The organism is Fictibacillus sp. UD (assembly GCF_043558025.1).
In the GTDB taxonomy this organism is placed as follows: Bacteria; Bacillota; Bacilli; order Bacillales; family Fictibacillaceae; genus Fictibacillus.
On sequence record NZ_JARUHH010000001.1, the window covers coordinates 99,368 to 124,848 of the forward strand.

Annotated in this window: 23 protein-coding genes and 1 other annotated feature; of the genes, 11 read left to right on the plus strand and 12 right to left on the minus strand. The window is 38.6% G+C overall.

Annotated features, from left to right (window positions below):
• Nucleotides 1-41 precede the first annotated feature (41 nt).
• Complete coding sequence (locus P8610_RS00540; protein WP_394602721.1) at nt 42-2,198, minus strand: cell division protein FtsA; 2,157 nt, start codon at nt 2,196-2,198, stop codon at nt 42-44.
• Between the two features lie 125 nt (nt 2,199-2,323).
• Here P8610_RS00540 and P8610_RS00545 point away from each other — a divergent pair, with 125 nt between their 5' ends.
• From P8610_RS00545 to P8610_RS00560, 4 genes are all read left to right on the plus strand, one after another.
• Nucleotides 2,324-3,412: a bifunctional 3-deoxy-7-phosphoheptulonate synthase/chorismate mutase gene (locus tag P8610_RS00545; protein WP_394602722.1), complete on the plus strand. Its 1,089-nt coding sequence runs from the start codon at nt 2,324-2,326 to the stop codon at nt 3,410-3,412.
• Nucleotides 3,413-3,500: 88 nt separating this feature from the next.
• Nucleotides 3,501-3,623, plus strand: a complete 123-nt coding sequence (locus P8610_RS00550; RefSeq protein WP_394602723.1) for a hypothetical protein — start codon at nt 3,501-3,503, stop codon at nt 3,621-3,623.
• Nucleotides 3,624-3,907: 284 nt separating this feature from the next.
• Nucleotides 3,908-4,909 carry a catabolite control protein A gene (gene ccpA / locus P8610_RS00555; RefSeq protein ID WP_289494813.1) on the plus strand — a complete coding sequence of 334 codons (1,002 nt, stop codon included), beginning with the start codon at nt 3,908-3,910 and terminating at the stop codon, nt 4,907-4,909.
• Between the two features lie 21 nt (nt 4,910-4,930).
• Nucleotides 4,931-5,632 (plus strand): 5'-methylthioadenosine/adenosylhomocysteine nucleosidase, encoded by a 702-nt coding sequence (locus P8610_RS00560; RefSeq protein ID WP_394602724.1) that lies wholly within the window; start codon nt 4,931-4,933, stop codon nt 5,630-5,632.
• Between the two features lie 245 nt (nt 5,633-5,877).
• Here P8610_RS00560 and P8610_RS00565 read toward each other — a convergent pair whose 3' ends face one another.
• Genes P8610_RS00565 through P8610_RS00575 form a run of 3 tightly spaced genes read right to left on the minus strand, consistent with a single transcriptional unit; the run spans nt 5,878 to nt 8,341 of the window.
• Nucleotides 5,878-7,032, minus strand: coding sequence for an acetoin utilization protein AcuC (locus tag P8610_RS00565; RefSeq protein WP_394602725.1), 1,155 nt, complete (start codon nt 7,030-7,032; stop codon nt 5,878-5,880).
• Nucleotides 7,022-7,675, minus strand: a complete 654-nt coding sequence (locus P8610_RS00570; protein ID WP_394602726.1) for an acetoin utilization AcuB family protein — start codon at nt 7,673-7,675, stop codon at nt 7,022-7,024. Before P8610_RS00570 ends, P8610_RS00565 begins: the two co-directional genes overlap by 11 nt.
• Nucleotides 7,676-7,708: 33 nt before the next feature.
• Complete coding sequence (locus P8610_RS00575; protein WP_394602727.1) at nt 7,709-8,341, minus strand: GNAT family N-acetyltransferase; 633 nt, start codon at nt 8,339-8,341, stop codon at nt 7,709-7,711.
• 159 nt (nt 8,342-8,500) lie between these two features.
• Between P8610_RS00575 and acsA the strand changes: the two genes are divergently transcribed.
• A complete protein-coding gene (gene acsA, locus P8610_RS00580) occupies nt 8,501-10,216 on the plus strand; it encodes an acetate--CoA ligase (protein WP_394602728.1) in 1,716 nt (571 codons plus the stop codon).
• Nucleotides 10,217-10,244: 28 nt separating this feature from the next.
• On the opposite strand, the gene P8610_RS00585 is transcribed toward acsA, so the two are convergent.
• Complete coding sequence (locus P8610_RS00585) at nt 10,245-13,094, minus strand: transglycosylase domain-containing protein (RefSeq protein WP_394603087.1); 2,850 nt, start codon at nt 13,092-13,094, stop codon at nt 10,245-10,247.
• Between the two features lie 126 nt (nt 13,095-13,220).
• Nucleotides 13,221-13,439: a binding site (T-box leader), on the plus strand.
• 280 nt (nt 13,440-13,719) lie between these two features.
• Between P8610_RS00585 and tyrS the strand changes: the two genes are divergently transcribed.
• The 3 genes from tyrS (at nt 13,720) to P8610_RS00600 (ending at nt 17,281) form a co-directional block, all read left to right on the plus strand.
• Nucleotides 13,720-14,979, plus strand: coding sequence for a tyrosine--tRNA ligase (gene tyrS, locus P8610_RS00590; protein WP_394602729.1), 1,260 nt, complete (start codon nt 13,720-13,722; stop codon nt 14,977-14,979).
• A gap of 65 nt (nt 14,980-15,044) precedes the next feature.
• Complete coding sequence (locus tag P8610_RS00595; RefSeq protein WP_394602730.1) at nt 15,045-15,947, plus strand: aldo/keto reductase; 903 nt, start codon at nt 15,045-15,047, stop codon at nt 15,945-15,947.
• Nucleotides 15,948-16,351: 404 nt separating this feature from the next.
• Complete coding sequence (locus P8610_RS00600; RefSeq protein ID WP_394602731.1) at nt 16,352-17,281, plus strand: methyl-accepting chemotaxis protein; 930 nt, start codon at nt 16,352-16,354, stop codon at nt 17,279-17,281.
• Between the two features lie 302 nt (nt 17,282-17,583).
• On the opposite strand, the gene P8610_RS00610 is transcribed toward P8610_RS00600, so the two are convergent.
• The 4 genes from P8610_RS00610 to P8610_RS00625 form a co-directional block, all read right to left on the minus strand.
• Nucleotides 17,584-17,898 (minus strand): hypothetical protein, encoded by a 315-nt coding sequence (locus tag P8610_RS00610; RefSeq protein WP_394602733.1) that lies wholly within the window; start codon nt 17,896-17,898, stop codon nt 17,584-17,586.
• 25 nt (nt 17,899-17,923) lie between these two features.
• Nucleotides 17,924-18,718: a hypothetical protein gene (locus P8610_RS00615; protein WP_394602734.1), complete on the minus strand. Its 795-nt coding sequence runs from the start codon at nt 18,716-18,718 to the stop codon at nt 17,924-17,926.
• Between the two features lie 389 nt (nt 18,719-19,107).
• Nucleotides 19,108-19,347 carry a hypothetical protein gene (locus tag P8610_RS00620; protein ID WP_394602735.1) on the minus strand — a complete coding sequence of 80 codons (240 nt, stop codon included), beginning with the start codon at nt 19,345-19,347 and terminating at the stop codon, nt 19,108-19,110.
• Between the two features lie 147 nt (nt 19,348-19,494).
• A complete protein-coding gene (locus P8610_RS00625) occupies nt 19,495-19,752 on the minus strand; it encodes a hypothetical protein (protein WP_394602736.1) in 258 nt (85 codons plus the stop codon).
• Between the two features lie 621 nt (nt 19,753-20,373).
• Here P8610_RS00625 and P8610_RS00630 point away from each other — a divergent pair.
• Complete coding sequence (locus P8610_RS00630; protein ID WP_394602737.1) at nt 20,374-20,886, plus strand: hypothetical protein; 513 nt, start codon at nt 20,374-20,376, stop codon at nt 20,884-20,886.
• Nucleotides 20,887-21,153: 267 nt separating this feature from the next.
• Here the strand turns inward: P8610_RS00630 and rpsD are convergent, their stop codons facing one another.
• Nucleotides 21,154-21,756 carry a 30S ribosomal protein S4 gene (rpsD, locus tag P8610_RS00635; protein ID WP_394602738.1) on the minus strand — a complete coding sequence of 201 codons (603 nt, stop codon included), beginning with the start codon at nt 21,754-21,756 and terminating at the stop codon, nt 21,154-21,156.
• 343 nt (nt 21,757-22,099) lie between these two features.
• Between rpsD and megL the strand changes: the two genes are divergently transcribed.
• The gene (megL, locus tag P8610_RS00640; RefSeq protein WP_394602739.1) at nt 22,100-23,278 is read left to right on the plus strand and encodes a methionine gamma-lyase; all 1,179 of its coding nucleotides are present in this window, start codon (nt 22,100-22,102) and stop codon (nt 23,276-23,278) included.
• Nucleotides 23,279-23,331: 53 nt separating this feature from the next.
• Here megL and P8610_RS00645 read toward each other — a convergent pair whose 3' ends face one another.
• Complete coding sequence (locus P8610_RS00645; protein ID WP_394602740.1) at nt 23,332-23,817, minus strand: GAF domain-containing protein; 486 nt, start codon at nt 23,815-23,817, stop codon at nt 23,332-23,334.
• A 154-nt stretch (nt 23,818-23,971) separates the two neighbouring features.
• Between P8610_RS00645 and refZ the strand changes: the two genes are divergently transcribed.
• On the plus strand, nt 23,972-24,658 hold the full coding sequence (refZ, locus tag P8610_RS00650; RefSeq protein ID WP_394602741.1) for a forespore capture DNA-binding protein RefZ: 687 nt from the start codon (nt 23,972-23,974) through the stop codon (nt 24,656-24,658).
• Here the strand turns inward: refZ and hisJ are convergent.
• Nucleotides 24,623-25,456 carry a histidinol-phosphatase HisJ gene (gene hisJ / locus P8610_RS00655; RefSeq protein WP_394602742.1) on the minus strand — a complete coding sequence of 278 codons (834 nt, stop codon included), beginning with the start codon at nt 25,454-25,456 and terminating at the stop codon, nt 24,623-24,625. The two genes, refZ and hisJ, sit on opposite strands and share 36 nt — an antisense overlap.
• Between the last annotated feature and the right edge of the window lie 25 nt (nt 25,457-25,481).

Below are 25,481 nucleotides of genomic sequence, written 5' to 3' on the forward strand. Positions count from 1 at the left end.
TTCTGCTGCGCTTTTTTCTTTGGATTGAAGTGGAAAATCAATTAAACGAGTACTTCAAATTTAAGAATCAAGTGATCACCTGTTTGTATTTCTGTTTGGAAACCTGCTTTTTCATTATTTTTTAAGATAACAAGACTTTCACCAGGTTGTGGCTGGATCGCTAATTCTACCTGTGTAAATACATCTTGGAAAATAAAAGGGTGATGATCCCTCTTTTTCATCATTAGTTCATCATTAGGCATCAGAATGGATTCGGCATGCAATTCTTCTCCATCTCGATAGAATGTGTAGAGAGGCCGGATTAACGTTATTTCTTCGCCATTAAAAGTAATGGTACATGACTGAATCAAGTTAACGTCTAGAACTTCAGTTGCCTTTTTTAAAGTTATTTGCTGGTCTCTTATGCTTTCATATGTTAGGTGATCTCCGTCGCTCCACACATCTTGATCTGTTAAAACTTGACCATTCAAACATAGTGTATGTTGAGAAGTATGGGATAGTTTTACGGGCTTACCATCAATCAAAATTGAAAAGCTAGAATCCCCCGAGTTTATTACCCATCCTTTTAAATCAAGAATATCGGTTATCGTTGAAGGAAAAAGACTTAAACAGTCATCTCTGTCTTTTAATGTAGCGTCTGGGCTAACGAGTTGCTGGTTTACATAATAGCTAGTTTCAATTTTTTCTAGTACTCCGTTAATATATAAGGTTCTAACAGTATGATTTTGAAAAGCGTCTTTAACAGAGATAACAGCATCATCCCCATTTTTTCCTTCTTCGTAAGTGATTTCAGCACCTTCAACAATTTCATCTGTAATGGTGCTAGTTGTACCATTCATACTGATTACAGGAGGTGACCCTATTTCCCCTTTGAACGTCTTCATTTTTTGGTTTAAACGTACCATTAATCCCATTCCAGGTTTTCCGTAAAGTTTAGAAAGATTGGCACCTGCTGCAATCAGTGCATCTCCAACCGTCAGCTTTTTAACTTGAAACAAACGGATCATTTTTCCGTTAACCGTCACCGTCACATATTTTACTGGATTCTCTTTAGCTGCAATTCCGATACCTACGGGAGTCACTAGTTCAGGACCCTCATCCTTGAGAGTCGGTATTAATGACTGTATAGCATTAATACCGCGAATGGCTACACGTTCTATGGGAAGGTTTAGTTTTTTCGCTATTTTTTCACGCAAAGTGGGTGTTAAGCTGCCGCCTCCTACAAGCATTACAGCCTGGGGTGCTTTTGCGTTTAGCTGGATAATCTCACGTGTAATACCATCGGCCAAGTTTTCTATGGCGTTTTCTATCACAGAAATTACTTCATCTTTACTTTTTTTAGATGGAAAACCAAGTATATCTGTATACTCGACATATTCATCATTCTCGATAAGAGAACGCTTCATTTGTTCAGCGATCGGAAAATCCAACAGAAACTCAGAACTTACGGCTTCTGTTATTTCATCACCTGCTATCGGTACCATTCCATAGGCGACGACCGTTCCTTGTGCCGTTATGGCAATATCTGATGTTCCTGCCCCGATATCTACTAGTGCAACATTCAACTTCCTCATTGAAGAAGGAATGAGCACATTGATCGCTGCAATCGGCTCTAAGGTTAGTGCTTCCATTTCGAGGTCAGCTTCTTGTAATGCCTTCATTAAAGAATCAACAACCACTCTTGGCAAGAAAGTAGCAATTACTTCCACACTGGCTATATTTCCTTGTTGTCCGATAAAACTTCCGATCTCATGGTCATCCAGGTAATAGTGTAGCACCGAATATCCTACGCAATCGTAGAGCAGGTTTGACTTTTCATCTAATAGGCTTGCTAGCTGATACTGCGCTTGTTGAACAGCTGCAAGCTCCATATGTATAACTTCTTGTTGTAAAGAAACCGCGTTTAGTGAGATATCTTTTTCAGAACGGCCTTTTACCGTTTTTAGCGCCCTTCCTGCTGCAGCCACACAAACTTTATTAAGTGGCCCCACTTCGAGTTCCAGCTGGTTCTTTATGTTTTTAATTACTTTTGCAACGGCAGGTATATGATGAATCTGACCATCGAGCATGGATCTTTCATCGTGCTCTATTGTTTTCATATGCAAAACTTCATACTTTCCGTTTGTGTGCTGCCTTAAAATCATACCGACAACCGAACGTGTGCCGATATCTAGTGCAAATAAAAGATTTTTGTCCACGAAGGCACCTCTTTTTGATACGATAGACGTAATGGTAGTAGTCGAATGCAGAGTTATAGCAAACGTCCCAATTATTAGAAATGTATCATATTTCTTACAATATATAAATACTGAGGTGCACATATATGAATCATCTAGAATTGAACGCATTACGGACAGAACTTGATGATGTGAATAAAGAGCTATTGGCCTTAATCAATAAACGAGGTGAGCTTGTTCAGAGAATCGGCAAGATTAAATCAGCACAAGGGATGAAGAAGTATGACCCTGTAAGAGAGAGACATATGCTGAATCTTATATCATCAGATAATGAAGGACCATTTGAAACGAGCACACTTCAGCATCTATTTAAAGAAATCTTTAAAGCAGGTCTTGAACTGCAAGAGGATGATCATAAAAAAGAACTTCTTGTTTCTAGAAAACAAAGGCCCGAGGATACGATTGTATCGGTTAAGGAAACGCATGTCGGAAACGGAAACCCTATTTTAATTGCAGGTCCTTGTGCGGTTGAAAGCTATGAACAAACCGCGGCAGTTGCAGAGGCGATTACGAAAAATGGTCTTAAAATCTTGCGTGGAGGTGCCTTTAAACCACGTACTTCGCCATATGATTTTCAAGGTTTAGGAGTGGAAGGCCTTCAAATTTTAAAACGAGTTGCAGATGAATACAACTGTGCAGTGATCAGTGAGATCGTTCACCCGCAAGACCTTGAGGAGGCATGTGAATATCTAGATATCATTCAGATCGGCGCTAGAAACATGCAGAACTATGAGCTATTAAAAGAAGCAGGTAAGCTTAATAAGCCGATTCTATTAAAAAGAGGACTAGCAGCAACGATCGAAGAGTTTATTAACTCAGCAGAGTACATCATGTCTCAAGGAAACGGACAAATCATTCTTTGTGAAAGAGGAATTCGGACGTATGAAAGAGCAACCCGAAACACGTTAGATATAACAGCAGTTCCGATCTTAAAACAAGAAACGCACCTTCCTGTCTTCGTAGATGTCACGCATTCAACAGGCAGAAAAGACTTGCTTCTTCCCGCAGCAAAAGCTGCTTTAGCAATTGGAGCAGATGGAGTAATGGCAGAAGTCCATCCAGACCCAGCGGTTGCTTTATCCGATGCAGCTCAGCAAATGAACATAAAAGAATTCGAGCAATTTGTAGAGAAGCTTGTTTCATCAGGTTTTCTAAAGATGAACCAGCTGGTTTGATTTAAATCAAAAGGTCTTGTCTTTTATTAAAGATTTTTGCTTAAGGGTTATCTTGGAAGATTCTTCATGAAGTTGATTGTAGTGCAAGGTGCGAGACTCCTGCGGGACAGGTGGGCAGGTGAGACACTTAAGAGTGAAACGTCCGAATGTGGCTCACCGCCTGCCCCGCGGAAAGCGAGCACCTGGAACGGAAATCAACCACTTTCAATAACAACTAAGTTTGCGACAACAGCCCAAAGAAACAATGTAACCGGTCAGCATCACCAGATGAAAGCTGCCGGTTTTTTTAGTGTGTAAAGAAGCTGTCTAAAAAGAGTATGATTCTTCCTGTTTTCGCCAAAAATAAGCAAAACAGGAGTCTCATATTTATTTCTTTTATAAATGTATGAATATATCGTGAAACATGTCCCTATTCGTTGCCTACTTTACTACTTTATCGTATGATAATAGCATTACATAAGCTGTCGGATATGCAGTATATAAGGAGGATTTTTTTTGAATACAACAATTTATGATGTGGCTCGCGAGGCAGGTGTCTCAATGGCAACGGTTTCACGTGTAGTTAACGGAAACCCTAACGTTAAGCCATCAACGAGAAAGAAAGTACTAGAAGCCATAGAGAGACTAGGCTATCGTCCAAACGCGGTTGCAAGAGGACTGGCGAGTAAGAAAACAACAACTGTAGGTGTTATCATTCCGGATATCTCCAGCATCTTTTTTGCGGAATTAGCACGTGGAATAGAAGATATCGCAACTATGTATAAATACAACATTATTCTGTGTAACTCGGATCAGAATAAGGAAAAAGAAATTCATCTATTAAATACTTTGCTCGGTAAACAAGTAGATGGAATCGTATTTATGGGCGGTAAGATCACAGAAGAACATGTAGAAGAATTCAAGCGTGCAGCTGTTCCCATCGTAATGGCAGCAACAGTAGACATGAACGAAGAAGTTCCATCTGTAAACATTAACTATCAAGATGCCGTATATGAAGCGGTATCCCACTTACTTGAAAAAGGGCATTCTTCTGTAGCGATGGTTACGGGACCACTTGAAGATCCAATCAACGGATATTACAAGTTTAACGGGTACCGAAAAGCTTTAGAAGAACACGGTAAGAAAGTAGATGAAAGCCAAGTTTTCGTTGGAGAATACACATACGATTCAGGTATCGAAGCTGTTGAAAGCTTCTTGGACAGTGGCAATAAGCCATCAGCAGTCTTTGTAGGTACGGATGAAATGGCTTTAGGTGTTATTCATGGTGCTCAAGACAGAGGTCTTAAGGTACCTGAAGATATCGAAGTAATTGGATTTGACAACACAAGACTTGCAACCATGGTTCGTCCTACTTTATCCACGGTTGTTCAGCCGATGTACGATATCGGAGCAGTTGCAATGCGATTGCTGACTAAACTAATGAACAAGGAAACGGTAGAAGAACATACGGTTGTATTGCCTCACCGTATTCAGTTCAGAGATTCTACAAAACAATAATGAAGTGTTGAGGTGGGAGAAGTGAAGATTGGCATCATCGGTGCGATGGACGAGGAAATCGTTTATATGAAAGAAGCACTTGATATATATGGGGAAAGTGTTTTTGCACAAAATAAATTTTATGAAGGCACACATCACAACAAAGAAGTCGTGTTGTGTAAGTCTGGTGTCGGAAAAGTAAATGCAGCGATAACCACTCAAATCTTAATCGATAGATTTCAAGTTACTCATGTACTTTTTACTGGTGTAGCTGGTGCACTTGATCCTGAACTCGAAGTAGGAGACATCGTGATATCATCGAGTGCGATGCAGCACGATATTGATGCTTCCGCTCTAAGTCCAGACTTTCCAAAAGGAACGATTCCTATGTTTGCTTTTGATTCTGAATTTAAAGCAGATGCACAACTCGTTAAATTAGCAGAGAATGCTGCTGAACGACTATATGGTCCTAAAGTTAAAGTCGGAAAAGTGTTAAGCGGTGATCAATTCATAGCTGACCGTGAGCTGGTAGAAACATATTCGGCCCTTTTTAATGGAACGTGTATTGAGATGGAAGGCTCTGCAGTTGCTCAAGCTTCATTCCTTAACGAAGTACCGTTTGTCATTATCCGTTCGATCTCAGATAAAGCAAATGGAGAAGCTCCGGCTAGCTTTGCTGAGTTTACAGCACTAGCAGCACGACGTTCTTCTGATATGGTAGAGAGCATTATAGAAGCATTATAGAATAGGATTCAATAACTGACTCATCATTTGAGGGGTCAGTTTTTTTGTTGAGCTCTAAGTAATGTCGAAAATCGGATAAAAATTTTTATGCGCGGAATTAATTTTAATTACCGTGGAATTAATTAAATTTACCGTGGATATATTTCCTATTACCTTGGAATTAATATGAAAATGCGCAACGAAATCACTCTCAAACAACTTTTCAAACACAAAAAGAGGACTAAAAACGCTTAGTCCTCTTTTCTTTATGAACTTTTTCGAATGGAATATAGACTTTTTTCTAATGTTGCTCTGTTTTTTGATGTGATTTCGTCTTTTCTTGGTATGGGCTTATAGATCCCAGACTCATCTTCCCACGTACGAGGAAGCGGGTGCTTCGATTCATTTGTCCATCGCTCTAGCCAGTTCTCAGCGATTTGTCCTGAAGGAGCTTGTCCATTCATCACACACCATAAATAAGACCAAGCCCTTGGTACTACACGCCAAATATCATAGCCGCCTCCGCCTGTAGCAATCCAGCGGCCGCCGCAATACTTTTCAGCTACTTCTTTTGCGATTCTAGGGATTTCCGTATACGTCTTCATCGTAACAGACAGATGGGTTAATGGATCATAATAATGAGCATCCACCCCATTTTGCGTAATGATAACATCGGGCTTAAAAAATTCAGCAACTTCCCACAGACTCTTTTCATAGCATTCTAAGAACGATTCATCTTCTGTAAAAGCATCCACAGGTACATTAAATGAGAAGCCATATCCTTTTCCTGCACCTTTTTCATGGATTGATCCTGTTCCAGGAAACAAATACCTTCCCGTTTCATGAATGGATAATGTACATACGTCAGGATCGTCATAAAATGCCCATTGAACACCATCTCCATGATGGGCATCAGTGTCCACATACAATACACGTGCATTGTATTTTTGCTTCATGTATTCAATTGCGATTGAGCTATCATTATAAATGCAAAAACCAGATGCTTTTCCTCTGAATCCATGATGAAGTCCGCCGCTTAAACTTAAAGCATGTTTCGCTTTTCCTTCCATCACCCAATCTACGGCAGTTAACGTGGCTCCTACAATCCAGCTGCTTGCGTCATGCATGTTAGGGAATATCGGTGTATCTTCTGTACCAAGCCCATAATTTAAAGCAATTTCCTGGTTAAGCTGTCCTTCTCCCGCTTTTTTAACCGCTTCTACATACCCTTTATCATGAATGAGCATGATCTCCTCATCCGTTGCTTTTCTCGGAGTGACGATCTGATCGTCATCCAGACACCCTGTATCTTTTAACAACTCATATGCGAGCTGCACTCTGAGCTGATTAAAAGGGTGAGTTTCACTAAACTTATATCCTAAAAGATCTTGTGAATAGACAAAAACGGACTCATTTTTCATGGTGTTTACCCGGAACAGGTGGCCATTTCACTTCATAGCCGTTATCGATCAAGTGTTCAATGACAGGGAGGGGATTCATCGTTCCAACCCGAAAAACAATGATCTTTTCCTTTTCATTATGAGAAGGATAGACGAGAACAGAGCTGATATTCAAGTGAAAGTCTTTCAACACACTCGCAACCCTAGCCAGCTGACCTGCTTCGTTCGGGACTGCAACCTCGAGATGAGATCCAGGCTGATGAGTGCCCGTCAATTGTATAAACGCATGCAGCATTTCACGCTCTGTAACAAGGCCAACAAGCTTTTTCTCTTCAAGTACAGGAATGCAGCTGATGTTATGTTCATAAAAAATAGTCGATAGTTCTTCTGCTATATCAAACGGATGTGCTGTAAACGTTGCGCGTTTCATGATGCTGGACACAGGCTTCTCAAAATCTTCCGGATGCTCATTTTGGTGAAAGATAGAAGGGCTGGCATCTTTTACTTCTCGGTCTGTAACGAGTCCTAATAAACTGCCATTCTCATCAAGAACAGGCAGGTTTCGAACATCACTCTCTAGCATTAGTTTTAAAGCTGTACCGATCGTTTCGTTTTCATGAATCGTTACAACATTTTTTTGCATCATATTTTGAACGATCATCATGTACCACTCCCACTTTGTTTTCTCTATAAAGTTCTAATACATAAAACGATTCTTAAATCGCAGACGGTCAAATTGCTGGACTGTATCTAAGTCAATTCTCTTTCCGATTCGAACCATCAAGCAATTTGCCGGATGTGAACTAATCTCAGGATCATCTGTAGCCATATATTCCAGACCACCTGCGTTCATCATCTTTTCCATAACTTTGCGGTAATCCCAGACTGATAGTTTTGTACCTTTTAAATCCCAGTGCCAATAATACTCAGTTGTGATAATAATATAGTCTTCCATCGCATCATCCATGATGGAAACTTTTAAAAGTGTTTTACCAACTTTGAAATTGCGATAATCCGGAATTACTTCAATAGCACCCAACTCTAGTAAACGTTCCATGTTGCCTTCAGACCAGCGCTCAAGCGGGTCAGGATAGACGTATGTAACATAACCGATAACGGTATCTTTATTTCTTGCGATAATGATTCTTCCTTCATCAAGTCTCGCTATTTCAGTCACCGCTTTTTTTTGTTCATGAGCTGGTCTGAATGCTTTTAAATCTTCGTGAAAGGTGAGACTCTCTAAGGTTTCTGCTGAAACCGGACCTTCAACGGTAATTGTTCCGTGACTCGTTTTCAGAGCTACACAGTTATAAGTTTTAATATGTTTCATTTTCACACCACCTAGGTTTGTTTCCAACTTCTATTATACATGATAAAAGACAATTGTAAGGGTTTACATATGGTTTTTATAGATAGTTCTAATAAGTTAAAAAATTTAGATAATATGATATACTTGAATAGATATTCAATAGGGAAGGGAGATTTAGCAATGAAACTGGAAGCGCTTCCGATAATTAAAGGTGATTTTAATTTGCAAGATTACGAGGCAGCATACGGAGCATTTGATTGGAAGGACATTGAGAAAGAATTCTCCTGGCACAAAACAGGGCGAGTGAATATGGCGTATGAAGCCATTGACCGTCATGCAGCATCCCATCGTAAAAACAAAGTAGCTCTTTACTTTTCCGATCAAAAAAGAGATGAAAAGTATACATTTAAAGACATGAAAGAAATGTCAAACAAAGCGGGTAATATGCTGCGTCAAGTTGGTGTTGAAAAAGGGGACCGCGTCTTCATTTTTATGCCGCGTTCACCGGAACTATATTTTACTTTCCTTGGTGCAATCAAACTTGGAGCAATCGTAGGACCACTGTTTGAAGCGTTTATGGAAGGTGCGGTACGCGACAGACTTGAAGACAGTGAGGCTAAAGTGCTTGTAACTACCCCTTCACTTCTAGAGCGTGTGCCTGTTGATGAGCTGCCAAAATTGAAGAATGTAATTTTGGTAGATGAGGATGCAAAAGAAGAAGGACCATATGTAAATTATTATGATCGTATGAAAAAAGCGTCAAAGGACCTTGATATTGAATGGGTGGATCGTGAAGATGGGTTAATTCTTCACTACACATCAGGTTCCACTGGAAAACCAAAAGGGGTGCTGCATGTTCATAACGCGATGCTTCAGCACTATCAAACTTCTAAGTGGGTACTAGATTTAAAAGAAGACGATGTGTATTGGTGTACAGCAGATCCAGGCTGGGTAACAGGAACATCTTATGGAATATTCGGTCCATGGTTAAACGGAGCATCAAGCGTTATCCGCGGGGGGCGTTTTTCTCCAGAAGATTGGTATGGAACGATTGAAAATTATGGTGTTACAGTCTGGTATAGCGCACCAACTGCTTTCCGTATGCTTATGGGTGCGGGAGATGAAGTGGTTAAGAAGTTTAATATGTCGTCGCTGCGTCATATTTTAAGTGTAGGTGAGCCTCTTAACCCTGAAGTTGTAAGATGGGGTATGAAGGTGTTCAATCTCCGTATCCATGACAATTGGTGGATGACAGAAACAGGCGGACAGCTGATCAGCAACTATCCTGCCATGGAAATCAAACCAGGATCGATGGGTAAACCGTTCCCTGGTGTTGAAGCGGCAATCATTGATGATCAGGACAACATCTTACCGCCTTATCGAATGGGTAATTTAGCTATTAAAAAAGGGTGGCCATCTATGATGCGTGCCATCTGGAATAATCCTGAAAAATATGATTCCTACTTTACTCCTGGAGGCTGGTATGTTTCTGGGGATTCTGCTTATATGGATGAAGATGGCTACTTCTGGTTCCAGGGAAGAATTGATGATGTAATCATGACCTCTGGTGAGCGAGTTGGACCATTTGAGGTGGAGAGCAAGCTAGTTGAACATCCGGCTGTAGCAGAAGCTGGTGTTATCGGTAAGCCAGACCCTGTTCGCGGCGAAATTATCAAGGCATTTATTGCGCTTCGTTCTGGTTATGAAGCAAGTGATGAACTGATTGAAGAAATTCGCAGTTTTGTAAAATCAGGTTTAGCAGCACATGCAGCTCCGCGTGAAATTGAATTCCGTGATAAGCTTCCAAAAACTAGGAGCGGTAAGATTATGCGTCGCGTTCTAAAAGCGTGGGAACTGGATCTTCCAACAGGTGATCTGTCTACGATGGAAGACTAAAATCATACACAAGAAAAAAACCTCGAAATCAATTCGAGGTTTTTTTGTCTTTCTTTTTATCCTGTGTAGTTGCTGGAGGCGGATCGCCATTACCAGGCTCTGCTGGTGGCGGTGGCGGATCTTGTGGTTCTCCAGGCTTATCTCCACCTGTTGGCGGTGGAGGAGTTGCTGGTTCCGCTGGTTTCTTTTCACCAACCTGAACTTTCGTTTGGGCAGGAGATTCTTTACCAGCAATATCAACGGCTGTTACGTAAACAACCCCGTTTGGTACTTTTGCAGACGTTTTATCAGCCGTAACAGAACCGATCTTTTTAAACGAACTGCCGTCAGCAGAGTGATAGATTCGATAACCAATTACATCACTCTCTCCATGAGAAGACCATGATAGGACACCATCAGACATTTTTGTTCCAGCGACAGGAGATGGAACTTTACCATTCTCTTTTAATTCTTTCTCTGGAACGATGTTATCTAAAAGATTCGTTGTTTTTGTTAATTTATTTAATGCTTCTAAGCCCAGTTCTTTTAAGAACTCTTCTTTGATCAAAACACCATCTTTTGTGAACTCTTGTGGTGTAGAAGGAAGTGCTTTATATTTCGCATCTCCAACAAGAACGTAACGTCCTTTTGTAAGTGTGTCGTCCACTTCTTTTGGTGTGAATTTCGCATTAAACAAATCAGTCGTAACTAAACCAGCACTTCGGCAAAGGTCAGAAGGCAGTTTACCAGAGATACCGCAGATTTCACGGCGTACAATTCCTGAAGGCATCGCAAATCTTTGCTCAGGATCCATTAGCTGCGGTGAATGTTTGTAGGCTGCGTTAGCGAGCAGTGCCCATATACGCTGATTTCGTTTTCCTGTTCCGCCATCACCTTTAACGAGTGAGTCAGGTGTATCATAACCAAGCCATACCCCTAAGGATACGTTCGGATTTGAACCGACGAACCAAGAATCATAATCATCATTTGTCGTACCTGATTTTCCTGCCCAATCTGAATTAAAAGCAAGATAACGATTTATGTGGTTTCCTGTCCCACCGTTTACAACATCACGCATCATATCAACCAGTAAATAGGATGTTTGCGGAGAATAAACTTGGACAGGCTCTGATTTATGTTGATAGATTAAATCACCATCATTGGACTCTATCTTTTCAATCATGTACGCATCTAAGAAGTTACCTCCATTTGCAAAAGTTGCAAAGGCATTCGTGTTTTCTTCAACGGTAACACCGTTCGTCATACCACCGATAGCTAGACCTGGTGCTCCTCTGTCTCTCGGACTTAAAGAAGTAACACCCATCCGTGCTAGCCTATCTAGAGCTTCATCTGTATTCACGCGCATATAGCTTCTAATGGCTGGCGTGTTTCTCGACCATTTTAAGGAATGCCTTACCGAAACAAGCCCATCATATTTTCCATCCCAGTTACCAACAGAATGGTCACCAAATTGAATTGGAGTATCAGGCACAATCGATCCTGGCTGAACTTTACCCGTTTCAAGTGCAAGAGAGTAGGCGAGTAATGGCTTCATAGTAGAACCGTTCTGTCTTTTCATGACTGTGGCATGGTTCGTTTGTTCGCGATTAAAATCTCTTCCGGCTACGAAACTGATAATCTTACCCGTTTTATTGTCAATGAGGGTAGCGCCGACTTCCTCTGGCTCAGGTTTTTCTAATTTTTTATTTCCAACAAATTCATTTGCTGGTCCAAACAGATTACCGTTAGCGATAACTGCCTGCATCTCATCATATATTTTTTGGTTGATCGTCGTATGAATCTTTATGCCTTTTTGTCTCACTTGAACTCGGGCATTATCCTCATATTCCTTTAGTTCTTCAGGAGTTAAGTCTTTGAATTTTTTACCATCTTTTTCGGCTTGAATTTTTGTTAATATTTCAATGGTACGCTGCTGAACTTCAACTGTTAAAGCTGGGTATTTTTCAAAAGAGGATTGCTGCTTCTTCGTTAGGTTCTTTTGAATATCATAGTTCATTGCTTCATCATATTCAGCTTGTGTGATAGATCCCGCTGATAACATACGGCTGAGTACGGTCTTCATACGTTTGATACCAGCTGACATGTCCTCTTTCTGTTCACCACCCTTACTGAACGGTGTGTAAACGAAAGGGTTCTTTGGCAGACCTGCAAGATATGCAGATTGTGCGAGATTCAATTTTGAAGCAGGCACTCCAAATATTCCTTCTGATGCTGCTTGTATTCCAGCGACGTTTCTGCCTGATGAATTACGTCCATAAGGGACGATGTTTAAGTAAGCTTCGAGAATATCGTCTTTTTTCAAAACTTTCTCAAGACGCATCGCTAGAAGAATTTCTTTTGCCTTTCGGTCAAAAGATACTTCATTTGTTAATATTTGATTCTTTATGAGCTGCTGTGTTAGCGTACTGCCGCCGGTAACGATTGGGGCACCAGAAAATTCTTCATACATAGCTCGGAAAATGGCTTTTGGCACGACACCATCATGCTCATAAAAATATTGATCTTCTGTAGAAATGACAGCTTTAATGACGTAAGGAGAAACGTCTTTTAATTTTACTTCCTGTCTGTCTAAATCTGATTGAAGTTTGCCCATGTATTGATTGTTATCAAAAAATACCGTGCTCGTTTCTTCATAGTTGTAAATGTCTTCTTTCATAGAAGAGTAGGCGCGGACAGGTTCGTCTTTTACAAGTGAAGCGAAGAAGCCTGCTCCAACTCCTGCTGCGAAAACACCACCAAGAATGAATAGTACAGTGAAAATCAAAAACATGTTCCATGTGACGTTATATGTAATTCGTGCTGTTCGAATAATTCTTTTTTCTTTCAAAAAGTGGACAAATTTCTCCCATTTTTGCTTAAGTCCATCAAAATGAGACATCATTTGGTAATCCCTCCCCCTTGTGTATTATAACATAAGGTCGAATTATGATAGAATACAGTTTTTGAATTGAGAAGATTGACATGAAATTCATCTCTATGGTAAAAATAAATGAAGATTAATATGGCGAAAGCGAAGATAGGAATCAGTAGCAGGTGTCTCCCTGTATCAGAAAGCTGGTGGTTGATGCGAACCAGTGCAAAGGCATGCTGTGAATTACCTCCTGGAGCTGTCTCTGTGAACATAAGTAGCAGAGAACGGATAAAACCGTTACGGAATGAAGTGAAAAGCTATTATTAGCTTTTAATTAGGGTGGTACCGCGAGATTGTCATCACGTCCCTTTCCAACTGGAAAGGGACTTTTTTTATTGGTTTTAAGGGCTCTTTTCTAAGATTTATTGCTTTCTGGCTCAGTGTTATTCTCTTCATTGCCAAGTTGGTTGTAGTGGAAGATGCGAGACTCCTGCGGGATGAGTGGGGCAGGAGAGACTCCTAACAGCGCAAAGCGCTAGGAGGCTCACCGCACGCCCCGCGGAAAGCGAGCATCTGTAACGGAAATCAACTTCTTTCAAATGCAACATTGTATACGAGCACAATCTTATAAAAAAAAGAAAGGAAAGAAAACATGAACATTCTACAGGATTTAGAATTTAGAGGTCTGCTAAATCAGATCACAGACCAAGAAGGACTTCAAAAAGAACTGGAAAGCGGGATCGTAAAGCTATACTGCGGCTTTGACCCTACAGCAGACAGTCTCCATATTGGAAACTTATTGCCGATTCTTACTTTAAGAAGATTTCAGGAAGCTGGCCATCAGCCTTTTGCTCTTGTTGGCGGAGGTACAGGATTGATTGGAGATCCAAGCGGAAGACAAACAGAGAGAACGTTGAACGAAGCTGAGATTGTTGTTCAATGGACAGAAAAAATTAAAAATCAGCTTTCAAGACTTCTTGATTTTGAAAGAGAAGCTAATCCGGCAAAAACAGTGAATAACTATGAGTGGTTAAGCCAGCTTACAATGATAGAATTTTTGCGTGATGTCGGTAAAAACTTTTCGATTAATTACATGCTTGCGAAAGACTCTGTTGATTCCCGTTTAGAAGCAGGTATTTCTTTCACTGAGTTCTCTTATATGATTTTACAGTCATATGATTTTCTTAATCTTTTCCAAAAAGAGAACGTAAAGCTTCAAATCGGTGGAAGTGACCAGTGGGGTAATATAACGGCTGGTATGGAATTAATCAGACGTTCTGGTGAAGAAGAAAAAGCTTTTGGTTTAACAATCCCGTTAATCACAAAAGCAGATGGTACAAAGTTTGGGAAAACAGCTTCAGGCACGATTTGGCTAGATGCTGAAAAAACGACTCCATATGAGTTTTACCAGTTCTGGGTAAACGCTGCAGATGCGGATGTAATCAATTGGCTTAAATACTTCACTTTCTTATCAAAAGAAGAAATTGAAGTTCTTGAAGCATCCCTAGCTGAAGCACCAGAAAAACGTGAAGCTCAAAAAGCTTTAGGAAGGGAAGTAACAACACTTGTTCACGGTGAAGAAGCCTACAAGCAAGCTATAAAGATTACTGAAGCACTTTTCAGTGGAATTCTTTCTGAACTGACTGCTGCTGAAATCAAACAAGGCTTTAAGGATGTTCCTTCTTTCACGGTAGAAAACAATGAGGAATTGAACATTGTAGATCTGCTTGTTGAGGCGAAAATTTCTCCTTCTAAACGCCAAGCTAGAGAAGATGTAACAAATGGAGCTGTTTCTATTAACGGTGAAAAGGTCCAAGATACAACTTATATGATTGGTGAAAAAGATCGTATCGAAAATAAGTTTGTTATTGTACGACGCGGAAAGAAAAAGTACACGCTGATCAGATACTAAATAAAAACGATAGGAACCCTAGAAAATAGGGTTCCTATCTAATTTGAATAAAGGATGTGTTAGTTGTGAAAAAAATTCAATTAGCTGAAGACCTTCAATTCTCACAGATCGTTCACGGACATTGGCGATTAGCAGAATGGAACCTCTCACCTGAAGAGCTTCTTTCTTTAATGGAAAAATGTATTGAGGCAGGTATTACAACGTTTGACCACGCTGATATTTATGGAAACTACATGTGTGAGGAACTTTTCGGACAAGCACTGACACTTAAGCCTTCTTTACGTCAAGATATTCAAATCGTGACAAAGTGCGGTATCAAACTAATCTCTGAAAATCGTCCAAATCACACAATCAAATCCTACGATACGAGCAAAGAGCACATTATCGCATCTGCAGAAAATTCATTGCAAAAAATGAATACGGATTATGTAGATGTGCTATTGATCCACCGTCCAGATCCATTTATGGACCCAGCTGAAACAGCAGATGCTTTTCACACACTGAGAAAAGAAGGAAAGGTTAGACACTTTGGTGTTTCTAACTTTACTCCTGCTCAAATGGAAATGCTGCAGCGTGAATTTGATGGTCAGCTTGTAACGAACCAAATTGAGTTGTCCGTTCTTCACGAAAATCCTTTCTTTGACGGTACGATCAATCATCTTCAAAAAGAAAAAGTTCGACCTATGGCTTGGTCTCCATTAGCTGGTGGAAGATTATTTAAAGGGGAAGATGAAAAAGGTCTGCGAGTGAAAAAGGCTCTTGAAAAAGTTGCAGGTGAAACAGAAGCATCTTCCATTGATGAAGTAGCGTATGCATGGCTGTTAAACCACCCTGCACAAATCATGCCGATTGTTGGAAGCGGAAAAATGGAGCGTATCCAATCTGCAGTAAATGCAGCAAACATTCCTTTAACACGTGAGCAATGGTTCTACATCCTTCAAGAAAGTATGGGTAAAGAAGTAGATTGATTTTATTTGACACATCGCACGGAGAAAATTTGATGTTCAATTTTCGAGGAGTCACTTAAATCAACATTCTTAGAAGACAAAATTTGAAAGCAACAATTTTTAGAAAAGAGCGTTACTTATAGTTATAAAAAGCCTGCACAGAATTCTTATATTCGGTGCAGGCTTATTTAATTGTGGAAATGAAATTCAGGACTTTGTGTGCTGAGTGGGTTGTTAGGATGAGAATCGGACTTTTTTTGAGGGAAATCTTGACTATTGCACTGAAACGCTGCCTCGTAAAAGTAGGACCATTTTCGATATATCAAAAAAGTGTTAAATTATTTTTAAAATTGAAACATTTGATTAGCAATTAGTACCTTAGTAGTATAAAATTAGAAAAAACATAAGAAATTGGGGCTATGTATATGTCATTAATCATTGAGAAAAGATCTGAGAAAAGCTCACAAGTTTTAAATGAAAGTGCTGTTCTTGCAGCCATTGATCGGTCTGTAGCAATGATTGAATTTAATACTCAAGGAAAAGTCCTATGGGCAAACGAAAACTTTGCAAAAACAATGGAATATCACGTGGATGAAATGCCATTGATGTTACATAAGCAGTTTTGTACAGATGAATTCATCAGAAGCAGAGAATATGAGCTGTTTTGGAGAAGCCTTAGAGAAGGAAAGACGTTTCAGGAAAAAATTCAGCGTGTTACTAAAACAAAGCGTTTGATCTGGTTAGAAGCAACTTATACTCCTGTTCGTGATGAAAACAATCAAGTAGTAGCTGTTGTTAAAATTGCAACGGATATAACAGAGAGAGAAGAAAACACGCTTAAAGTCGCTTTACAGTTACAACAAATGTCTTCTGAGCTTCTTTATAGAGCTGAAGAAGGATTAAAGAAAAGCGATGAAATATCTTCTTCAACCAAAAATTTGGTATTGGAATCCAAACAAAATTTATCAATTCTGGAATCTCTTAAAAAACAAGCTTCTTCAATTGAAGACATTGTTAAAACAATTAGGGAGATCGCGGCACAAACAAACTTGTTAGCGCTTAATGCAGCGATTGAAGCTGCGCGTGCTGGAGACCATGGAAGAGGGTTTAACGTCGTAGCAGTTGAAGTAAGAAAATTAGCCAACCGTGTTCAAGATTCAATACAAGAGGTGAACTCGCATATCGCAGGTATCGCTGGAGAGATAAACAAGATCAGTGACGTGACACATCGTTCTCAAATTGGGATTTCAAGTAACCAGCAATTGATCGAACAAGCAATGCAAGAGTTTATGGGGATCGAGACTGCGGCTCGACAGCTTGAATCACAAGCAAGCAGGTTTAAGGATCTTTTATAATTCATTACTCTTATTAACGAGAATTCAATAGTTTCAAAAAACCTAGTCTTCATGGGGTTTGAAAGGTTTAATAATAAAACCTCCCCCAAAATTTTCCCAGTTACATGTTTAGTGCATGTTCGAAGTCTTGTACAGATTTTTCTTCAAGATACCGTTAATTCCTTAAGTAGACCATATGGTAGTACTGTTCAACAGATTAAAGATTGGAACAGTCTTGATGATAATTACACCATTTATGTGGGACAAGTTTTGCGAGTCAAATAACAAAACAGCCCACCTAATAGGTGGGCTGTTTTGTGTACTCATTTGATTCTAATATAGTCAAAATATCTCCCTGAAGAATGTACCTTCTTTCGACCGGATGATTTAGAATTAAATAGCTTTCCAACATTAACTGCATCAGTCTTGGAAGTCTTTACATCAATAAGTTTACCTTGACTATTATGCTTTACTATATGGGACTTTGCATTTTCAAATTTTCGGGCATTCAATTTTTTTTCTGCAACTTCTTTTTGATTAAGTTCCTGTATGATTTGTTTGTATTCTCCTAAAGATATTTGACCATGTGCAAACGCGTTTCGCGCAGCGACTTTTCCAAAAGCTAGTTTATGATTCATTTTAATCACTCCTTTAAGTGATACACTATACTCCTGATGCTGCTGCCTCATCTTCTGGAGCATTAGATTCTACATGTCTGGCTATTGAATTAGTATATTCGTTTATTATACCCTCAATAATTTTTCCGTATAATTGACCTATAATTATTACTTCTTCTCTCATAGGAGACAAAGCATCAATTGTTAAAACTCCCCATGCACCCGTGGGGATACATATTAAAGCACTATACTTGCTAGTTGAATTAGGGTTCTTTTCCCAATCTTCGTCGTCTAAAACATTGTCTCTCTTAATAATTTCTTTCTTTCTAAAACATTTTCCTGCAACTGAACGATTAGTATCCAATCTTCTGTTTTCAATATATGATTGTGAAAAACCTGAACTTCCACATAGGATAAATAATTCCCCTTCTTCCTCAAACCATAGTGCACAACGGTGCCGTTCTCCTGGATCGAATTTCACATCTGAAACAAGACTATCTATGACTCTTTCTACAAAATGATGAGTTGATTTTATAATTTCTTCATCGGTATTAGATCTGAATTCATTTAATGAATAGATATGTGCTTGAACATTTTCCAAGCAAACTTTTAATTGTGAAGATAAACCCAGACTAATTTTACTTTTTTCCTTTTCCTTAGCAATTTCATCTTGTAATGTAATTACTCGGTTCTCTCTAACCAAAGCGTCAGAATATCTTTTTGCACCAATAAAAATCCACCAAGCTACAAAACCTAAGCACATGAGTATAATAATTGCGGCGAGAGGATAAAACCAGTCAGGCATTTCTTTTAATATTTCTGTTATAGCCTTATCTAACATATGATTCTTCCTTTCATTCAGGAACAATTTGTTAATTAATTTTACAATTTATCTTAGGTCTACACAAGCTTCAAAAAACAACTGAACCTACAATTTATCTTTGCCTGTATAATCCCAATACCCTGTCTTAACCCTTTCCAATTTACTCCTCTAAATTTTTTTTAGATCGTTTTCCATCTCATTTCCTCTAATGAAAAGGTAATCATTCGAGCTTTTTGAAAATCCATCACAGTAACATTTCTTCCTTTGGTAGGGCACTTAACAGAAAACATAATATCGTACCTCAAATGAAACACTCCTTTTAGGATAATTACATATGAACATTTGTTCTTATTGAAGATAAATGAAAAAGCAACCCATAGGCTGGCTTTATTCTATTGGAGCCGTTTTTAACTTTTGTTGCCGATATTTTTTATATGTTTATTAATGTCTTTATCCTTAATATGAGCTCGGAACTTTTCTTTAATTTCACCTATAAACAAAGCTTCTGCCTCAGAATCGTTTTTAGGCGGTAATAATAATCCATCGGAGTTTTTATAGCGTGATAATAACTTAACATTGTTATGCTTGTACATCATCTTTATATAACCCATAATTAAATCTCTCGGTCTTTGGTAATTAGTGCTCATCTTTGCCAATCTTCTCTACCAAAATTTATTTCTTGTTTAAACATTAAAATCAAAAGGCTCAAGAGTATCTGGTTTTTTCTTTACTTATATGATCATTAAGTTCAAAACACTTGGGCTTAATTCCTCTCCAAATCTACTCACTTTCCTCTAAGTAGTTGAAGACAAAAGGTATTTAAAAAGCTGATCATGAGTAATTTTTGACCATGGTACTGTAATACCTATAAAATCGAAGTACCCTTGTTTATCTTTGGTTGTCTGAATATTGTCAAAGTCAACTTTAGCCATTTGCCCAGAATTATCAGTTTTGTGCTCGAAACCAAACTGAAATCCACACATTGTAAATGAATATTTTGTTTTTCCAGATTCAATTGTCTCTAAGAGTTTAGAAGCTAAAACTTTATACAACATTTATATCCTCTTCCCCTAAGGAATTATATGGTAGAATTATAACTGAAAATGGAAACTAATGCTAATTAATAAATGGAGAGTGTTTAGAAGTGAGCTTTAATCCCGGTTTATCGGTAGGGAAAGGTTCTAGTACTTATTACATTCAAGAATTGTTTAAACACAATTGTTATAATGGGATGAGATATTTACTTACTACTAATACCATAGTTCTTATTAGGGATTATTTTAGTTCCCATATGAAGATGAATGGAAGAACGGATTTCTTCATTACACAGGGAGTGGCTTGATTGGGGATTCAGAAGCTAACACGAGAAAATAAAAATCAGTTGAAGCGGAAGATAAAAACACTGAGGTGTTTCTTTTCGAGATTTTTGATGATTCAGCAGAAAATTATATTTAGCATTATGTCCAAACTGTCATAGATTAATGAATGACTTAGACAAAAAGGAAGACAAAATAAAATAAAAAGTTATAGCTAGAGTTTCGATTGAAAGACAGTTACATTCAACTGTTCTTTAACATTTTTAAGATTCTAATTAGAGAGAAAAGCTAAATTTTCATTCGTTTATAGCTAAGATTTTCCATTTTTATTTTAGTCATTTATTAGGAGGGAAAAATATGTGGTTAACATCAAATGATTTAATTACTATGAAACAGTATTCTCCAATAGTCGGACGCTTATTGTTGCTAAGTCAAAAATATGAATTTACCTGCAAAGAAATGGTTAAATGGCTAGAACTTGTTTCTAAATTAGAGGAAGAGAAACTAGACTTTATGACTGAGGAATATCTATCATATGTTGATAAACTAAATGGTTTACTCTTAGGTGAATCTCTAAAAACATTAAAAGGGGCCCAAAAACTCTTTAAAATTTCTAACAATAATATAAGTATATTACATAATGGAAGAATATCTCGTAATTGGATTGCTCATCAAATAGGTGAAAATATAATTTTTAACAGTCAATTTTCAAAAGAAGATATTGAAAAATGTGAATCCCACGTAATAAATTTGGCAAAAGCTGATTTTATGGTTTCAAAATGGAGTTATGAATTTCACGAAAAAGAACCCTATAATTATATAGGAGAAGAAAATTACATAAAAATGATCTTTAAATGGGTCTTTGAATGAATATAACTAAAATATACGGATTATACTTTCACTCTCAAACATTTAAGATTGCTAATTAACACCTTCATTTTTCAGAAAATATTCTAAACACTTTTCATAAATATTAGGCGCCTGTCCAATAATGTAAATGCTCCCTAGAGTTCTTCCCCAAATGACTATGGGAGAATACTAAATTTATACAAAGCACAGAAAAAAGAAAAACCCTAAATCCCTTGATACATAAGGGATTTTAGGGTTTTTGTAACTACTCTTTAAGAAGCGTGTCGCTTAACGAGAGTAGAATTCAACGATAAGCTGTTCAGTGATCTCAGCTGGAAGTTCAGAACGCTCTGGTAAGCGAGTGAAAGTACCTTCCATTTTGTTTTCATCAAACGTTAAGAAGTCAGGTACGAAGTTGTTTACTTCGATAGCTTCTTTAATAGCTGAAGAGTTACGAGATTTTTCACGAACACCAACTACATCGCCAGCAGATAGACGGTAAGAAGCGATGTCAACACGCTTTCCGTTAACTGTGATGTGGCCGTGGTTTACTAATTGACGAGCAGCACGACGAGTACGAGCAAGACCAAGACGGTAAACTACGTTGTCTAAACGAGATTCTAAAAGAACCATGAAGTTTTCACCGTGGATACCAGTCATTTTTCCAGCATCATCAAAAATGCGGCGGAATTGACGCTCGTTTACACCGTACATGTAACGAAGCTTTTGCTTCTCTTGTAACTGTAAACCGTATTCAGAGATTTTTTTACGTTGTGTAGGACCGTGTTGTCCTGGAGCGTAAGGACGCTTTGATAATTCTTTTCCTGTTCCGCTTAGAGAAATTCCAAGACGACGGGAAACTTTCCATGTTGAACCTGTATATCGAGCCATAATTGACTCCTCCTTCACGTGTTTGTTTTGTGTTAAAACAATAACAGTGACTATGACCTTTTCATAAGCCTATTTTGTATAAAAAACAACTTCACTTCAGCAGCCATGAAGCTACACGATGTTCCCAGATTACAAAAATCAGGGTACAAAATAAAACAAATGATGGACACAGTGCCGCTTATTTTACACAAAGAACAGTATAAACTTTTTTCTCTAGCTATGTCAACTATATCACAAATACATAGAACATTTTTCGGGACAAATTGTAAATTGTCTTCAAATTCTATATGATAGTATTAAGAAAGCGCTTACATTTTAAAACGCCCTAAAAGGAGAAGTAAAAATGGACACAAAACGCTTTGAAACAGAAGTGATTCACAAGGGATACAATGCTGATCAGCATAGCGGAAGCCTGTCACCTCCGATTTTTCAGACATCTACGTTTGTCTTTGATCGTGCTGAAACAGGTGCTGCACGGTTTGCTGGAGAGCAGGAAGGTTATATATATTCTAGACTGAGCAATCCGACAGTTGCGATGTTAGAAGAACGGATTGCGGCTATGGAAAATGGAGAAAAAGGACTTGCATTTGGTTCAGGAATGGCTGCAGTATCTGCCATTTTACTTGGTTTGACCAAAACGGGGGATCATATTCTTTGTTCTGAAGGAGTGTATGGATGTACGTTTGGACTTCTGAAGCTTATGGAGGAAAAGTATCACATTACACATAACTTTCATCCGATGAACGATGAAGAGTCCATCCGATCAGCGATTACCGATCATACAACAGTCATTTATATTGAATCACCCATTAATCCAACAATGAAGCTTGTTGATTTAAAAATGGTAGCTGCTATTGCTAAAGAACATGGAATACCTGTTGTAGTTGATAATACATTTTCTTCTCCCTATCTTCAGCGTCCGCTTGAATTAGGTTGCGATGTGGTAATACACAGTGCTACTAAATATTTATGTGGGCATGGTGATGTGATAGGTGGTCTTGCGGTAGGTAAAAAAGAGCTGATGAGTCATCTAGCCATGACAACACAAAAAGATATTGGCGGCGTCATGTCACCGTTTGATGCTTGGCTGCTTCTTCGTGGAATAAAAACACTTCCAGTTCGAATGGATCGTCATTGCGATAATGCAAAGAAGCTGGCGAATTTATTAAAAGAACACCATGCTGTAAGTAAAGTATTATTCCCGGGTGATTCAGATTTCCCGCAATATGAGCTTGCGAACAGACAGATGTCAAATGCAGGCGGATTGATAAGCTTTGAGGTAAAAGGTAACAAGGCAACGGCTCAGAAGTTTATGAATTACTTAAAACTAATTAAGATTGCTGTAAGCCTTGGTGACGCTGAAACACTTATTCAGCATCCTGCTACGATGACACATGCTGTCGTTCCAGAGGTAAACAGAGTACAGATGGGGATCAGTGATCAACTGCTACGCTTGTCTGTAGGTCTTGAAGCATGGGAAGATATTTGGGCTGATTTAGAACATGGATTGAATCAATTGTAATCAAAAAAGCACTGTGCTATTGACTGCACAGTGCTTTTACTTTAGCTACGGAATTAAATATACTGAAGCAAAATTTCACAAAATTTCTCTAGATTCTCACGATCAACCTCATCAAACCGTGCTTTTTCAGGACTGTCAATATCTAGAACTCCTAAAAGGTTTCCGTCTTTTACAAGAGGTACGACAATTTCGGATTGAGAAGCAGCATCACATGCAATGTGACCAGGGAATTCGTGAACATCCTTTACAACTAGTGTTTCCTGATTTTGAGCTGACGTTCCGCACACACCTCTGCCAAGAGGAATTCTGACACATGCAGGCAGTCCTTGGAACGGGCCTAATACTAATTGATTAGAACTTTCTTCAAAGGTATAAAATCCTACCCAGTTTACTCTGTCTAGAAATTGGTTTAATAGTGCTGAAGCGTTCGCAAGATTTGCAGTTGGATTTGTCTCACCTTCTAACAATGCAGAGAGCTGTTTAAATAAGAGAGAGTACGCTTCATTTCTGTTTGTACTATATTGTTTAACGGAAAACATCAAGATTCCTCCAAACCTGATAAATTGTTTATTCAATCCTATCAAATAATGTTGAACTATACACCCAAAAGCCCTTATTTGTCGAGCGATTATTAAAGGTTTATGTCTGCCGCCCAAGAATTTTATACATGAGAGGGAAGGACGGTGGAAGAAAATGAAGGCAGATCCGATGGAAACGAAACTGAAAATAGCGGAAGCAGCGATTGCTCTGTTTACAAGCCAAGGTTTCAAAGGAACGACTGTTAGGCAAATAGCGAAAAAAGCAGGAGTGAACCTTGCATTGATCTCGTACCATTTTGGAGGGAAGAAAGGGCTTCTCGAAGAATTGATCACTTCATTTTTCGAAGGATATATTAGAAGAATTGAAATCATTTATCATACATCGAGCTCTCCAACGGTTAAAGGAAGTTTTATCGAAGTGGTTGAAGCCTTATTGATCTATCAACAAAGAAATCTTCCTCTAGCCCGATTTGTCTACCGTGAAATGACACTTGATTCCACTTTAGTTCGAGAACTCATGTCTACGTATTTAGTTAAGGAAAAATATTTTCTGCAAACACTGTTTGAAAGAGGCATGAAGAAAAAGGAATTCAGAAGACAGCCTGTGGACTTTTTAACCATTCAGTTTAAGGACATGATGATGCTTCCTTTTCTTCACCCTTTATATTTGGCAGAAGTGTATCAAATATCTGCAGAGACGGAAACATTTATCCAGCCTTATAAAAAATGGATGGTGAACTGGTTTGATAAGTGTGTTTGCCAGCCTGAAAGAAAAAATCCCCTGCTATCTGCTGTTCAGAAGCCTTTATTCGGCTCTATTCAGGAGAAGTGGGGAAGTTAATGCTGCAGATGGAACTAGCTGATGAAATCCTTGACCGAGTCCCTTAGCGCTATGGGCATCCGACCCGTAAACGAGAGGGATTTTTCTTTTTTGAGCTTCCTTTACGATCCAGTTAGATGGATAAGGTTCTAGGCAGTATGGTTTGACCGCACCTGCACCGTTATAATCAAGGGTCAAGCTGCGTTCAGACACGGCCGTTAAAACCTCATCTATCTCCTTTTCAATGCTGAATTCAGCTGGAAAGAGTGTCTGGAATTTTTTCGCAAGTGTTATATGACCTATTCTTTTTGGCTGAAACTTCCCAAATGAATGTACAATGGATTTTTTTACTGTTTCAAAATATAAGGAATAGAGAGCAGATAGGGTTCCCGTTTTATTGATCATTTCTTTAAAGACATTCTCGTCATAATCCATGCAATAGTAGTTTTCTTGAATCTGCAAAAAATGAACGGAAAGAATGGCATCGTCAAGCTCAGGCCAAACTTCTTTAAGTAACTGTCCGGTCTCATCTTCATAGCCATCTATAAAATCCACTTCTAACCCTGTATATATTTCAATTTCTTTTTCATAGAATTTTTTTAATTCTTTAATTTGTTCAAAGTAACTCCCTAACTGATCGTAAAGCATGGCACTGTCTTTAGTTGGAGCAGGATCTGTGAATGTTTTAGGTAATGGGGCATGTTCTGTGAACGTAATGCCCTTTATGCCAAGAGAAATAGCTCTTTCGATATACATTTCTAATGTGTCTTTTGATCCGTGTGGACAAAAGGGGGTATGGACATGACCATCATAATACATCCTTTTTTCTACTCCTTTCGACAAT

Excerpts from the sequence above, each read along its gene's own strand:
- P8610_RS00545 (WP_394602722.1), top strand. The coding sequence starts at position 2,324 with ATGAATCATCTAGAATTGAACGCATTACGGACAGAACTTGATGATGTG.
- P8610_RS00565 (WP_394602725.1), bottom strand. The coding sequence starts at position 7,032 with ATGAAAAATGAGTCCGTTTTTGTCTATTCACAAGATCTTTTAGGATAT.
- P8610_RS00570 (WP_394602726.1), bottom strand. The coding sequence starts at position 7,675 with ATGATGATCGTTCAAAATATGATGCAAAAAAATGTTGTAACGATTCAT.
- P8610_RS00575 (WP_394602727.1), bottom strand. The coding sequence starts at position 8,341 with ATGAAACATATTAAAACTTATAACTGTGTAGCTCTGAAAACGAGTCAC.
- acsA (WP_394602728.1), top strand. The coding sequence starts at position 8,501 with ATGAAACTGGAAGCGCTTCCGATAATTAAAGGTGATTTTAATTTGCAA.
- P8610_RS00585 (WP_394603087.1), bottom strand. The coding sequence starts at position 13,094 with ATGTCTCATTTTGATGGACTTAAGCAAAAATGGGAGAAATTTGTCCAC.
- tyrS (WP_394602729.1), top strand. The coding sequence starts at position 13,720 with ATGAACATTCTACAGGATTTAGAATTTAGAGGTCTGCTAAATCAGATC.
- P8610_RS00600 (WP_394602731.1), top strand. The coding sequence starts at position 16,352 with ATGTCATTAATCATTGAGAAAAGATCTGAGAAAAGCTCACAAGTTTTA.
- P8610_RS00610 (WP_394602733.1), bottom strand. The coding sequence starts at position 17,898 with ATGAATCATAAACTAGCTTTTGGAAAAGTCGCTGCGCGAAACGCGTTT.
- P8610_RS00615 (WP_394602734.1), bottom strand. The coding sequence starts at position 18,718 with ATGTTAGATAAGGCTATAACAGAAATATTAAAAGAAATGCCTGACTGG.
- P8610_RS00620 (WP_394602735.1), bottom strand. The coding sequence starts at position 19,347 with ATGAGCACTAATTACCAAAGACCGAGAGATTTAATTATGGGTTATATA.
- P8610_RS00630 (WP_394602737.1), top strand. The coding sequence starts at position 20,374 with ATGTGGTTAACATCAAATGATTTAATTACTATGAAACAGTATTCTCCA.
- rpsD (WP_394602738.1), bottom strand. The coding sequence starts at position 21,756 with ATGGCTCGATATACAGGTTCAACATGGAAAGTTTCCCGTCGTCTTGGA.
- megL (WP_394602739.1), top strand. The coding sequence starts at position 22,100 with ATGGACACAAAACGCTTTGAAACAGAAGTGATTCACAAGGGATACAAT.
- P8610_RS00645 (WP_394602740.1), bottom strand. The coding sequence starts at position 23,817 with ATGTTTTCCGTTAAACAATATAGTACAAACAGAAATGAAGCGTACTCT.
- refZ (WP_394602741.1), top strand. The coding sequence starts at position 23,972 with ATGAAGGCAGATCCGATGGAAACGAAACTGAAAATAGCGGAAGCAGCG.
- hisJ (WP_394602742.1), bottom strand. The coding sequence starts at position 25,456 with ATGTATTATGATGGTCATGTCCATACCCCCTTTTGTCCACACGGATCA.